Genomic DNA, 14,400 nt, shown 5'->3' with positions numbered 1-14,400 from the left:
TAAATAATATGCTTAGAAGACTTAATAAAAAGTGCTTCTAAACATATTATACGAGAGGAGGATTATTGTGGGAAGAAAACCAAGAATAGAATATTACGGTGCAATATATCATATTATTCAAAGAGGGAATAACAGGGCTTTTATTTTTGAAGAAAGTGAAGAAAAAGTTGAACTATTAAAGATACTTGGTGAGCTAAGAGAAGTGTTTGATTTTCACTTATTGGCCTATGTGATAATGGATAATCATTATCATTTTGTTATAAAAACTCATAATATTCCTATAAGTCAGATAATGCATAGAATAAATAGTAGATATGCTAAATACTATAATTGGAAAAACGAGAGAACAGGTTCTCTTTTTGAAGGTAGATATAAGAGTATTTTAGTTCAAAATGAATCTTATCTTTTTAGATTAATAAAATATATACATAACAATCCAGTATATGCTAGTATATGTGACAATATGGTAAAGTACAAATGGAGTTCAGATGCGTTTTATAGAATGAATGTGGACAATCTAGTGAATATTAATGAATTATTGGATATATTTTCACAAAATAGGATGGAAGCTATTCATAAATATAATGAATTAATGGACGAGCCTGTTGAAGATTATATGATTTCAAAAGAAGAGTTTGAAGATAAAGAAGTCATAGGTACTGAGGAATTTAGGAAATCATTGGAGGAGGATAAAAATATAGTTTCGCTTGATAATATATTGAAGATATTTTGTCCCACAAACTTAGACTATAAATTAATTAAAAGCGGCTCAAGAAAGAGGTATTTATTAAAGTACAAATATGAATATGCCTATGAAGCCTTGAGTCAAGGATATACCACGAAGGAGATAGGCAGGAACATAAGTATTACAGGTGGAGCCATAAGAAAGATTTTAAATGAAAGAAATATTTACTGACAATACTATTGATTCAACTAAAGGAGTGATATTTTGGGTATATTACTTAGGGAATTAATGAAAATGCCTTGCTTTAAGAATTCAAAATTAGTAGCTGGAACAGTTGAAAATAAAAATACTTATGTAGATGGTATTACAATAATTGAAGCTCCTGATATAGCGAATTGGATTAAGGGAGGAGAGCTTTTGCTGACTAGTTTTTATTCAATTGATAAAAACATTGTGATACAAAAGAAACTAGTACAAAAATTAGCACATAAGGGGGCTGCTGCTTTAATAATAAAGACTTCTAGATTTCTAACTACTATACCAAGAGAGATAATAGATTTAGGAAATCAATTAGATTTTCCAATTATCGAAATAACAGGGGATACAAAATATATAGACATAATGTATCCAGTCATGGGAGAAATTTTTAATGACCAAGTTAATAGACTTAATTATTATAAGGATTGCCATAAAAGATTTACTAAGTTATCACTTGAAATGAAGGGAATATCATCAGTTGCAAAAACACTTGAGGATTTAGTTGAAAACCCTGTAGTAATATTAAATAATGAATTGATACCTATAGCTTGGAATGATGAAAAATATAAAGATATAGTGATATTGGATGATGATATTAGAGATTTGGTAGAGAAGGACTATCCAGTCTATGGTTTAAAGATAAAGATACCAGATACAGATGAAACTGTATATACAGTCATAGCAGATCCAATTCAAATATTAAAAGAGATAAAGGGATACTTATGTGTAATTGAAAAAAATAGGATAATGGAAGACTTAGATTTTATTGCCCTAGAAAGTGGCGCAACTTCCCTAAGGCTTGAAATGTTAAAAGATGTAGCAGTTAAAGAAGTTGAAATGAAATATAAAGGTGATTTAATAGATGATTTGATAAATGGAAGGTTTGAGTCAGAACAAAACATATTTGACAGGGGTAATCTATTTGGATGGAATCTAGAGAGAACATTTATAGTGGTTCTTTTAAATATAAGTCAATATGAGAATCATGTAAATACTAGTGAAAATGTATCAGAAGGTTTACATGGATTAATGGAAAAAATAAAGAAAAGAATAGATAGAGTATCTTATTATTATACTACAGATTATATTTCAATTAATAAAGGAGATTATATAATAATGTTGTGGCCCATAGAGAAGGGAGCTGCTTTAAGCAGAAATTATGGGATAATTAAGGATTTTGGTAAGGAACTTAAAAAAGTTATTTATAATGAAATAGAAGATGTTTTGGTATCTATAGGAATAGGTGGAGCTGCAAATAGTCCAATTGAAATAAAAAAATCCTATGGTGAAGCTAAAGATGCAGTAGACTTTGGATGTAGAATATTTGGAAAAGATTGTATTATTACATTTGATGAACTGGGTATATATAAACTTTTATGTGGATATGAGAATAGAGAAGACTTAAGGAAGTTTGTTCATCCTGCTTTATGGATACTTAAGGAATACGATAAAGAGAAAAATAATGAACTTATAGATACTTTAGAAAAGTACTTATCTTGTAATTTAAATGCAGTAAAAACTGCTGAAGAATTATTTGTTCATTATAAGACGGTATTGTATAGATTAAATAGAATAAGGGAAATAACCAATTTAGATATAGAAGATAGGGCAAATATGCTTGAAATTGAAGTCGGACTTAAGATTCTTCGTATAATAAATTAAAGTAGCTTATGAGTATAGAAGCTACTTTAATTTATTTTTGAAAACTATATTAAATTATATCTCGGGGTCTCTGTTACAGTCCTTAGAGTAAACATAGGATAAAGGCTCATAGCCTACAGCATAGGTTGCTTGCTGTACAAAAGGTCCCATCCATATGAAATCGCCTTTTTTCACTGATACCCAATTATTATCTAAGTTATACATACCTTCACCAGATAATAAATATGCTCCATGTTCCTGAACATGGGTTTCAATGAATGGATGAGAACCTCCAGGTTGGAATGTTAGTATATGGAAGTTCATGTCGAAGGATATATCCTTTGGAAGGAAATCTATCATTATAACATCTTCCATATCATCATAAAATATGGATTCTAAGTCTTTAACATTATTACTTACTACCCATGGCTCCTTTATGCCTTCAACGGGAATATATCTTTGTTTATAAAGAACAAGTTTTGCATTATTATTTGAATTGTTTTCAAGAATCATATCTAAACTAGGCGGACAGTATACATATCCACCTTCAGTTAATTCATATTTCTTTCCATCAACTAGAACATCTAGTTCACCTTCTACTACATATACAAAGGTTTCAATGCCATTTCCCCCAAATCCCTTAGTGTTTTTTCCTCCAGCTTCCATGTTTATAATATATTGAACAAAACTAGCTCCTAGTTTTGGCGATGCAACTATACTAATAGTAGATTTTTCAAAATAAGGAATAACATTGTTTACGAGTCCTTCTGGTGTAACAAGAGCATAACTGCCATGTCTTATAATTGATCTACTGCTTAATAAATCATTACGATAGCCCATTATTTAACTCCCCCTTAAATTTATTATATTCACTAAATATATTATTAAATTTATTATATAAAATTCCTTTATCCAATATAGATAAAAATAAAATGATCTTTTTATCCATATTTTAATCTAAGTAAGTTGTAAAATTGAATTAAATAGATAATATTATAACGATTATATAGATTAAAATTCATTTTATCAAGCAAAGGGGTGAAAAAATGATAAGAAGGTCTAATGAGTATAATGTAGAGGTAATTGAAGGGCTTAAGGGTGGAAAGGGATATGTAACTGTAGTCAATTTTTTCGAAACAGAAGACTTTTTAGGCAAGGGACGATTATATGGAAAGTCAATTATAAAACCAGGAAACTCCATTGGCTATCATGTTCATAAAGGAGATCAAGAAGCATATTTTATACTAAGAGGAAAAGCCTTATATAATGATAATGGGATTGGGACAATTCTTGAACCTGGTGATTTAGCTATTTGTAGAGATGGTGAATCACATTCAATCCAAGCAACAGGGGAAGAAGACTTAGAATATGTGATGTTAATACTATATGAGTAAATTAATATAGGCTAAATAAGTATCATTTTTGGTGCCAGGCACCAAAAATGATACTTATTCTTGAGAAATATTATAAAAATATTAGGAGGTATATGATTATGGTACAAAAATTAGTAGCAATACCAGGGCCAACACCTGTAGTTAGAAGTATTCAAGATGAAATGGGTAGAGAGACAGTTGCTTTTGGTGATCCAAACTTTGTAAAAGATTATAAAGAATTATTAAATGACATGATGGAATTATGGGATGCAACAGGACAAGTATTTGTAATAGCTGGAACAGGAACTATGGCAATGGAAATGGCAATAGCAAATACAGTAAGAAAAGGAGAGAATATTCTTATTGTATCCCATGGATTCTTTGGAAACAGATTTATTGAAATCTGTGAAAGAAGAGGTATTAATGTAGATGTAATTCAATCTGAATGGGGACAAATAGTGCCAGTTGCAGATATTGAAAAGAAATTATCAGAAAAGCACTATCATGCTATGACTGTAACTCATGTAGATACTGCAACAGGAGTAGCTGCATCAGTAGATGAAATTGGCGAGATGATGAAAAAATTCCCAGAGACTATATATATTGTAGACGGAGTTTGTGCTACAGCTGCAGAGCCAGAAAAATTAAACTCTATGAATATAGATGTTCTTTTAACTGGTTCACAAAAGGCATTTGGAGTATGCCCAGGACTTGCAATCCTTTGGGCAAGTGAAAAAGCTTTGGCTAGAAGGAAATCATTTGGCATGATTCCTGATTATTATGTTGATTTTGAAAAATGGATACCAATAATGGAAGATCCATCAAAATATTTTGCGACCCCAGCAGTAAATCTTATTTGGGCACTTAAAGAATCTGTAGATATTATTAAAAAAGAAGGAATTGAAAATAGATACAAAAGACATATAAAATATGCAAGAGCAACACAAGCTTCCCTTGAAGCTTTAGGGTTTACTATTCTTGCAGATGAAAGGCATAGAGCAGTTACTTTATCAAATGTATTGTATATGGATGGAGTAAATGATGCGGAGTTTAGAAAGATATTAGCTGAAGAAGGTGCTGTAGTAGCAGGAGGACTTGCTCAATATGCTGGCAAAATGTTTAGATTTGGACATATGGGTAATATAGATGAGCACTACTTAGTGTCAGTTATAGGTGCTATTGAAAGGACTCTAGTAAGATGTGGAATTGAAATTGAAATGGGTAAAGGTATGGGTGTTTTATTAGCAAATTTAAGATAATGGAAAACACCTTGCGTTATATTTAAAAAACGCAAGGTGTTTATTTTTATCAGAACTTATCTTTACATCAAAGAGATAAAATAATAAAATTCTTTTATCCATAAGAGATAAAGAAAACATTATTAAAATAATATAATATTATTATGCAGAATAGAAGTAAAAAGGAGGGGAATGGGTGAGGAATAAGGAAATAAACTCAAATGATATAGCGGATGAGGCAGTTGAACTATTAGAATGGATAAGTAAATATGGTTTAGATCCTAAGGGGGGAATTTCCAGACTCTTATATACAAATGAATGGATAGAGACTCAAAAGGCTTTGACAGGTTTACTGGAAGAAAAGGGGTTTGAAGCTTATCATGATAAGATAGGAAACACTTTTGGCAGGCTGGAAGGGACTATATATAAAGATGAAACTATTTTAACTGGTTCACATATAGATACAGTAATAAATGGGGGAAGGTTTGATGGGCAGTTAGGCATAATTGGTGGAATCATTGCTATGGAATATTTAAGAAAGAAATATGGTAAGCCTCTTAGAAATATAGAAGTAGTAGCTATGGCTGAAGAAGAAGGCAGCCGCTTTCCATATACATTTTGGGGTTCTAAAAACATTATTGAAACTGTTAAGAAGGAAGAAGTTGAAGGATTAAAGGATATTAAAGGTGTGGATTTCATAGAAGCTATGCATAATGCAGGATTTGATTTCAAGGATGAAAATGACGAAGGAAGAAATGATATTAAAGCATTTATAGAACTACATGTAGAACAAGGTGGAGTTTTAGAGATAGAGAAAAAGTCTATTGGAATAGTACAGTATATAGTGGGTCAAAGAAGGTTTAATATAGAGGTAATAGGAGAATCAAATCATGCTGGTACTACACCAATGAAATATAGAAAAGACTCATTATATGTAGCAAGTAATATTATAAGAGAGATTTTAAATAAAGCTATAGAATACGGAGAACCATTAGTTGCTACAGTTGGAAGTATAAATTTAGTACCGAATATAGTCAATGTAGTGCCTGGAAAAACAATATTTTCATTAGATATAAGACATATACATGAAGAAATTCTTGTAAAGTTTACAGAAGAGATAGATAAGATTATAAAAAACATATCCAAAAAAATGAATTTAAAGATTAATATAAAAATGTATATGAGTTGTAAACCTACAGATATGGATGTTGATCTTGTACAAATTATCAAAGGACAATGTGATAAAAAAGGATTTAATTATAAATTAATGCATAGTGGAGCAGGTCACGATGCACAAATATTTGCAAAGAAAATTCCAACGGCTCTAATATTTGTACCAAGTCATAAAGGTATAAGTCATAATCCAGATGAATTCACGGAACCAAAGGATTTAGCTGAGGGAATTAAAGCATTAATAGAAACATTATATTATTTAGCATATAAGTAATAAAAATTTTAAATCAAAATGAGATAAATAAGTTAATAAGTGTGTGTTAAGTTGTTGATCTGAAAATACTAGTTTCTATTTAAAGATACGACAATATGTAAATTTTAAATTAATAGGACTTTATAACTTACAAGAAAGTAGGAATGTAAATGTTTGATTTAATTATAAAAAATGGTCAAGTAGTTACAACTGAAAGAATTTATAATGCTAATATTTGTGTAAATGATGGTAAAATTGCAGCGTTGATATCATCAGAAATTGATGTATTAGCCAATAAAATTATTGATGCAAAGGGGAAATATGTATTTCCAGGGGCAATAGATACTCATGCTCATCTCAATGATCCAGGCTATACATGGAGAGAAGATTATGAACATGGTACGGCAGCTGCTGCTATTGGCGGCATCACTACTATTATAGATATGCCTTTACAAAATGAGCCAGCATTAACTGACGGGAAGATTTTTGATGCTAAATACAAAATTGTTTCACCAAATGCATATGTTGACTATTGTTTTTGGGGTGGGTTAGTAGATTATAATTTGAATTCATTAGTTGAATTAAATGATAAGGGATGTGTTGCATTTAAATCTTTCATTGGACCTGTATCCAAAGATTATGTTTCATTAACTATGGGGCAAGTAAGAGAGGCATTAGAAATATTAAAAACCGTTGATGCTAGGGCAGGATTCCATTGTGAAGACTATTCCATCATTAAATGGGAAGAAGGAAGGGCCAATAGAAAAGAAGACCAAACATGGGAAGACCTTCTGAATTCACGTCCACTAATTTCAGAAATAATGGCAACAAAGAATGTTATTGATTTAGCAAAGGAAATAGGAGCCAAAATTCATATTTGTCATGTAAGTCATCCTGAAGTTGCAAAAGTTATTCAAAAAGCCCAGCAAGAAGGTGTAGATGTTACAGGGGAAACTTGCAGTCACTATTTAACCTTTAATAGGGACGATGTTATAAAGAATGGTAGTTTATTTAAATGTGCACCTCCATTAAGAGAAATAGAAGCTGTTGAGGGTATGTGGGAGTTTGTTAATAACGGAACCATAAGTTGTGTTAGTTCAGACCATTCTCCTTGTGCTATTGAGGAAAAGAATGAAAAGGTTCATGGAATATTTGGTGCATGGGGTGGAATAAGTGGCATCCAAAATGTTATGCAGGTAACATTTAGCCAAGGCGTCGTTAAGAGAGGATATTCTCCAACTATATTGGCACGTACATTAAGTGAGGGTCCAGCTAAGGCTTTTGGAATATATGGTAAAAAGGGAGCAATAGAAGTAGGATTTGATGCAGATCTTGTGATTTTAGATCCAGAAATAGAATGGGAAATCACTCCTGAGTCTTTAAAATATGTTAATAAAATTTCAGCATTTGTAGGATTAAAAGGAAAAGGATTACCAATTTGTACTGTTTTAAGAGGGGAAGTTGTAGCAGAAGAAAATAATGTAATTGGTAAAAAGGGATATGGACAATTGGTGAAAAAAGAAATCTAGATAGATAAGGAAGATAATAATTACTATTGAGGATAAGATCCATATATAAACTTTCTTTGTGATATTAGAAGGGATTTATATATGGACTTTTAATATTTTATTTTTAATAGAGATAAGTTTTAGTATATTCAACTATCAATTATTGATAAGAATATACTATTTTACTTTACAGCTATAAATCAGTTTCAGAAGAAGCTTTTTTAATAATCTTTGAATATATAAATTTTATAATGAAGTGAAAGAAAGCATATATAATTTATTAATTGTCAAAATTTGTTTTTGCATTAACAAGATAAACTAAAAAAAGATTTTTATCTATAAAGGATAAAGAAAAGTTTGTTAAAATTAATATAATATTATTAAATAGAATACATAAATTTAGAAAGCTATTGATTAGCGTTAATAGAAAATAAATTATATCTATATAAGGTTAGAAATATTTAATTCAAGTTGAATAATATCAATATAAAATAGTTCATATGGTCTAAGAATCCTATGATATATAATATTGATTTCATTTTTTAACAAGAAAGGAGGATCTAAGATAAATAAATGTTATTTTTATGGTCTGTAGATATCTGTTAAGTTTTAGTTGATTTTTATCTTCTAATTAAGTAAAAGCCAAATATTATTTTAGGAGGGTTTTAAAATGGAAAGTGGTTATGGAATTCTTGCACTTATACCACCAATTGTAGCAATTGTAATGTCTTTAATTACTAAGCATACAATCCTATCTCTTATTTTAGGGGTATTGACAGGTGTTACTATTATTAATAATTGGAATCCTTTAGTGGCTATTCCCAAAATGATTAGTGATTATTTGATTCCTCAAATTGGAAATGAATGGAATGCCGGGATGTTGATGTTAATAACTGCTTGTGGTGGATTTGTGTATTTAATAAAAATCTCCGGAGCAGGTAAAGCTTTAGGAGATATAGCTTCAAAAAAGATAAAAACGAGAAAGCAGGCTCAAACAGTAGCATTCTTCTCAGCTTTCGCATTTATTTATACAGAACCAACATTAACACTTGGTACAATTATGAGGCCTATAACTGAAAGATTAAGAGTTTCCAGAGTAAAGTTAGCTTATATTTGTGACGTTATGGGTTGTCCGTTTGCGACATTATCTCCAATTACTTCCTATTCTGCATATGCAACTGGGCTCATAGCTACTCAATTAGCTCTATTAAATTCAACAGAAAACCCATGGAATATTTTTGTAAAAGCAATTCCTTTTAACTTTTATGCTATATTTGGACTAATTGCATTATTTTATGTAATTCAAACATCTTTAGATATTGGACCTATGTATAAGGCTGAAAAAAGAGCAATTGAAACAGGGCATTTAATAGGAGAAAATGATAATCCTATGGAAAGAGATGATGATAGTAACACAGATATATTAGATGGTAAAACTATTGGTATTGAAAATTTTATTGTTCCTATGGTAGCATTATTTATCACTCTCTTTGCTGTAATATTTTGGACAGGCAATATTGCAGCAAATGGTATATTAGGTTCTATAAAAGAATCCAATATAACTTTAAGTATTACAACAGGATTTATTATTGGAGGATTAGCTGCAGGAATAATGGGGGCTAGAGCTGGGTTATATAAATATTCAGAAATAGTTGGTAAATTTGTAAAAGGAATAGTTCTTAATGCAGAAATTCCGATAATATTAGTATTAGCATGGTCAATAGGTGCGATTACAGGGGTTATGCAATTAAAAGACTTTGTAGTATCTTTCATAAGCGGAGCATCACTACCACCAGCCATATTACCAGCTATAATATTTATTATAGGTGCATTTATTGCTTTTTCTACAGGAAGTTCATGGGGAGTATGGTCTATTATGATGCCTATAGCCATTCCAATAGCACAGACTTTTAATTTACCTATGACATTAGTTATAGGGGCTGTATTAAGCGGTGGAGTATTTGGGGATCATTGTTCGCCAATTTCTGATACGACCATACTAGCATCAACTGCGGCAGGAGCGGATCATATTGAACATGTGAGGACGCAATTGCCGTATGCATTGTTAGTGGGTTCTTCTTCAGCTATAGGATTTGGTTTTGGTGGACTTATAAATCCATGGATAGGATTCATAGCAACAGCAGTATCTATAGTTATTGGGCTTAATATATTTCATAAAATCGCTGTAAATCAAGAATTAAAGATGAGTTCTAATAATGCTTAAAAGTATGGAAATTTATTAGAAAGGAAGTAAAGTTAATGAATAATACTTGTATGTTTATTGCTGACATCATTTTATATAATGGAGAAATCCATACAGTGGATAAAGAAGATTCAATAAAAGAAGCAGTAGCTCTAATGGATAATAAGATATTAGCAGTTGGAACCTTTGAAGAGGTAAGTAAATATTCCAGTGAAAAAACCGAATTAATTGATTTGAAAGGAAAGTCAGTGATTCCTGGTATAATTGATTCTCACAATCATATATGGGAAACTGGATTATTAATGGATGGAATAATTACATTTTCCATAGGAAGTATTACTGAATTAAAAGAAAAAATAAAAAATAGGATTTCTAGAATGGATAAAGGTCAATGGCTACAAGGAGGTAGTTGGATAGAAACCCAATTTACAGAGAATAGAATGCCAAACAAATACGATTTAGATGAAGTATCTCCAGAGAATCCTGTAGTTTTAGAGAGAATATTTGGAACAACTGTAGTAAATTCCTTAGCCTTAAAGTATGCTGGTATTGATAAGGATACTGTAGTACCAGAAGGAGGAATTATAGAAAAGGACCCAGAAACAGGAGAGCCAACGGGCATACTTCATGGAACAGCAATATTATTAGTTAGAAAAGTAATGCCTGGTCCTTTTGGAAGTGATGATTTTGGAGATGCATCTGGAGAACCTGATATAAATGTACTAGAAAAATCAATAAAAATGGCTATAGAGAATTATATAAAATTAGGTATAACAGGTGTAGTAGAGCCAGGTGTCAGCCCTACAATATGTAGAGCATATCAAAATCTTTATAGAAGAAATGAACTAGGCTTAAGGGTTAATCTTATGCCAAACTGGTATGGATTTACTCTTAAGCAACAAATGGACAAAATGTCAAGATATATTGATGATATTGGTATATATACTGGATTTGGCAATGAGTGGGTACGTTTTGGTGGATTAAAAATGGCTATTGATGGGGGGTTAACATCAAAAACAGCATTGAAATCTTGGCCATATCTAGGAGAGGATGCACCACGAGAAGTAAAATTAAGATTAGATTTGGATAAACTAAATGGCTGGGTAAAACAAGCACATGATTCTGGGTGGTCAGTGGGAATACATGTGATGGGTGATACTGCTATAGAAGCTGCTGTAAATGCTATATATAAAGCTTATAAGGATAATCCAGTAATTAGGAGACATCAAATTATTCATGCTTATTATCCTACAGAAGATAGTTTAAAGAAAATGAGAGAAGCAGGAATTATAGCTTGTATTCAGGGTTCTTTTATATATGGAGAAGCAGATGGATATATAAATTTATTAACAAAGGAAAAAATGGAAGAATATACTCCTACTAAGACATATTTAAATTCTGGTGTAAAGATAGCATTAGGCACAGATATGCCTTGTGCTGATTATAATCCATTTATCAATATGTATGCAATAATTACAAGAAAAGGTATAAAAGGTTACCAACTGGGTACTAAAGAAAGTATAAATATAAAAGAAGCCTTGAGAATGATGACAATAAATGGAGCATATTTAACAGAAGAGGATAATATTAAAGGATCTATTGAACAGGGAAAATTAGCGGATTTAGTGGTATTGGATAGAGCATTAACAGATATTGATGAAGAGGATATTAAAAATATAAAGGTTGAAAAGACTATTATAGATGGAAAAATAGTATACGAATCTTAAAATTAAATTGGAGACATAGATAAATAATATCAACTATAATTATTATTGAGAAAACTTAGATAAGATGTGGAATTGAAAGGAGTAAGTGTTTTAATAATAAGCTTAATAAGTTAAGAAAAATAAAACAACTTGTATTCTTTAAAGAATACAAGTTGTTTTATTTTTCTTAAACTTTTTATTTGCATTAATAGGATAAATTAATAAAATCCTTTTATCCAATAGAGATAAACAATAACTCTATAAAAAATAATATAATGTTTTTAAGGATATCCTTTTAATATTAGTTTAGCGCAGCAGTACAGCTAAGGACTAGTTAGAGATAGCTACAAATTTAAAGTATTCACGAAGGTTTTTGAAAAACTTATCTAGTGCATATTTCTTAAAAAAGATAATAATTTTTTTGAAAAAAGATGTTAGAAAATTTTTACTAATTACAAGGAGGATATTATGATAAAGTACATAATTAAACGACTGCTGTATTTGTTACCAGTTTTATTTGGTGTATCTTTTATTGTTTTTACCTTGCTTTATATCACCCCTGGCGATCCCGCTAAGATGATGTTAGGTGAGCAAGCTGATGCACAAGCGATTACATCATTAAGAGAAGAACTGGGACTTAATGATCCTTTCTTAGTTCAGTTTGGAAACTATATCAAGAAAATATTTACTAAAGGAGATATAGGAACATCATATTCGACTAAGAGACCTGTCTTAACCGAGATATTAGAGGTATTTCCCAATACTGTGAAATTAGCTATAGCATCAACAATAGTTGCTATTATCATTGGTATATTGTTTGGAATAATATCAGCTGTTAAACAATATTCCTTATTAGATTCTTTAATAACATTATTAGCTTTGTTAGGAATATCTATGCCTATGTTTTGGGTAGGACTTTTGATGATATTGCTATTCTCAGTAAAATTGGGATGGCTTCCACCTTCTGGATTAACATCTATGAAGTCTATGATAATGCCTGCTATAGCATTAGGCGCACAAAGTATCGCAGTATTAACTAGAATGACAAGATCTAGTATGTTGGAAGTAATTAGGCAAGACTATATTAGGATGGTTAGAGCTAAAGGTCAAAGTGAGAAAGTAGTTATATTTGGACATGCTTTTAAAAATGCTCTTATTCCAATTATTACAGTTATAGGATTACAATTTGGTTCTTTACTAGGTGGAGCGATTATTACAGAATCGGTGTTTTCAATACCAGGACTAGGCAGATTGATGATCGAATCCATAAAGAATAGGGACTTCCCAGTTGTACAAGGATGTGTATTATTTATAGCTGTAACATTTAGCATTGTGAATTTAATTGTTGACTTATTATATTCGTATGTAGATCCAAGAATTAATACAGATTAGAATAAAGGAACTTATATATTGGAATGGAGGGATTAACATGAAAGCAGAACCTATTAAAAAACCAAGATCTAAAGGACCTTGGTATGATGTTTGGAGAAGATTAAAAAAGAGCAAGATGGCAGTCCTTGGTCTAATTATTTTGACTTTATTGGTTTCATCATCTATATGTGCAGGATTGATAGCACCTTTTAGTTATGAAGAACAAGATCTATTAAATACATTTCAAAAGCCTAATGGAATACATTTATTTGGTACTGATGAATTTGGCAGGGATATTTTTAGCAGGGTAATATATGGTTCTAGGGTTTCTCTTATTGTAGGATTTATTGCTGTAGGCATAGCGTTATTAATAGGAGGTTTTTTAGGTGCTCTTGCAGGCTTCTATGGTGGAAAGGTGGACAATCTTATAATGCGAATAATGGATATATTATTGGCAATTCCGTCAATGTTACTTGCAATAGCAATAGTTGCAGCACTAGGACCTGGATTAATTAATCTAATGATTGCAGTAGGTATATCTTCAATACCTACATATGCGAGAATTGTTAGGGCTGCAGTAATGTCAATTAAGAGGATGGAATTTATTGAAGCATCTAAAACTTCAGGATCTGGAGATTTAAGAATAATATTTAAGCATATTTTACCTAATAGTTTAGCTCCAGTTATTGTACAAGCTACATTAGGTGTGGCAGGGGCAATATTAACTGCAGCAGGAATGAGTTTTATAGGTTTAGGAATTCAGCCTCCTGCACCTGAATGGGGAGCAATGCTCTCAGGTGGACGAGCATATATTAGGGATTATTCATATATGACTATATTTCCTGGGATTGCAATAATGATTACAATACTTGCACTAAATTTATTAGGCGATGGACTTAGGGATGCGCTTGATCCAAAGCTAAAAAATTAGATTTTGAAGCAATCTGGTAATATGTCAAGAACAAATTTTTAAATAAAAGAAAAGAATATA

Annotated in this window: 11 protein-coding genes; 10 read left to right on the top strand and 1 reads right to left on the bottom strand. The window is 30.9% G+C overall.

Going from position 1 to position 14,400, the window contains the following annotated elements; genetic code table 11:
• Window positions 1-67 precede the first annotated feature (67 nt).
• Window positions 68-916 carry a transposase gene (locus tag ABWP20_RS16780; RefSeq protein WP_353097368.1) on the top strand — a complete coding sequence of 283 codons (849 nt, stop codon included), beginning with the start codon at window positions 68-70 and terminating at the stop codon, window positions 914-916.
• A 33-nt stretch (window positions 917-949) separates the two neighbouring features.
• Window positions 950-2,605 carry a PucR family transcriptional regulator gene (locus ABWP20_RS16775; RefSeq protein ID WP_353097366.1) on the top strand — a complete coding sequence of 552 codons (1,656 nt, stop codon included), beginning with the start codon at window positions 950-952 and terminating at the stop codon, window positions 2,603-2,605.
• 54 nt (window positions 2,606-2,659) lie between these two features.
• Here the strand turns inward: ABWP20_RS16775 and allE are convergent, their stop codons facing one another.
• Entirely contained in the window at window positions 2,660-3,424 is a 765-nt protein-coding gene (gene allE, locus ABWP20_RS16770; protein ID WP_353097365.1) for a (S)-ureidoglycine aminohydrolase, read from the bottom strand.
• Window positions 3,425-3,630: 206 nt separating this feature from the next.
• Between allE and ABWP20_RS16765 the strand changes: the two genes are divergently transcribed.
• From ABWP20_RS16765 to ABWP20_RS16730, 8 genes are all read left to right on the top strand, one after another.
• On the top strand, window positions 3,631-3,978 hold the full coding sequence (locus ABWP20_RS16765) for a cupin domain-containing protein (protein ID WP_353097364.1): 348 nt from the start codon (window positions 3,631-3,633) through the stop codon (window positions 3,976-3,978).
• 98 nt (window positions 3,979-4,076) lie between these two features.
• Window positions 4,077-5,216: a pyridoxal-phosphate-dependent aminotransferase family protein gene (locus ABWP20_RS16760; RefSeq protein ID WP_353097363.1), complete on the top strand. Its 1,140-nt coding sequence runs from the start codon at window positions 4,077-4,079 to the stop codon at window positions 5,214-5,216.
• A gap of 175 nt (window positions 5,217-5,391) precedes the next feature.
• Window positions 5,392-6,642, top strand: a complete 1,251-nt coding sequence (gene allC, locus ABWP20_RS16755; RefSeq protein WP_353097361.1) for an allantoate deiminase — start codon at window positions 5,392-5,394, stop codon at window positions 6,640-6,642.
• Window positions 6,643-6,791: 149 nt separating this feature from the next.
• Window positions 6,792-8,150, top strand: coding sequence for an allantoinase AllB (gene allB / locus ABWP20_RS16750; protein ID WP_353097359.1), 1,359 nt, complete (start codon window positions 6,792-6,794; stop codon window positions 8,148-8,150).
• A 649-nt stretch (window positions 8,151-8,799) separates the two neighbouring features.
• Window positions 8,800-10,353, top strand: coding sequence for a Na+/H+ antiporter NhaC family protein (locus tag ABWP20_RS16745; protein ID WP_353097358.1), 1,554 nt, complete (start codon window positions 8,800-8,802; stop codon window positions 10,351-10,353).
• Between the two features lie 35 nt (window positions 10,354-10,388).
• Entirely contained in the window at window positions 10,389-12,059 is a 1,671-nt protein-coding gene (locus tag ABWP20_RS16740; RefSeq protein ID WP_353097356.1) for an amidohydrolase, read from the top strand.
• A 447-nt stretch (window positions 12,060-12,506) separates the two neighbouring features.
• Window positions 12,507-13,430, top strand: a complete 924-nt coding sequence (gene nikB / locus ABWP20_RS16735) for a nickel ABC transporter permease (RefSeq protein ID WP_353097355.1) — start codon at window positions 12,507-12,509, stop codon at window positions 13,428-13,430.
• 37 nt (window positions 13,431-13,467) lie between these two features.
• The gene (locus ABWP20_RS16730) at window positions 13,468-14,340 is read left to right on the top strand and encodes an ABC transporter permease (protein ID WP_353097354.1); all 873 of its coding nucleotides are present in this window, start codon (window positions 13,468-13,470) and stop codon (window positions 14,338-14,340) included.
• The last annotated feature ends 60 nt before the right edge of the window (window positions 14,341-14,400 follow it).

Origin of the sequence: Tissierella praeacuta (assembly GCF_040396155.1) — a bacterium.
Classification (GTDB): domain Bacteria; phylum Bacillota; class Clostridia; order Tissierellales; family Tissierellaceae; genus Tissierella; species Tissierella praeacuta_A.
The sequence above is the reverse complement of the archived record's forward strand: the minus strand, read 5'-3'. Positions and strand labels throughout refer to the sequence as shown.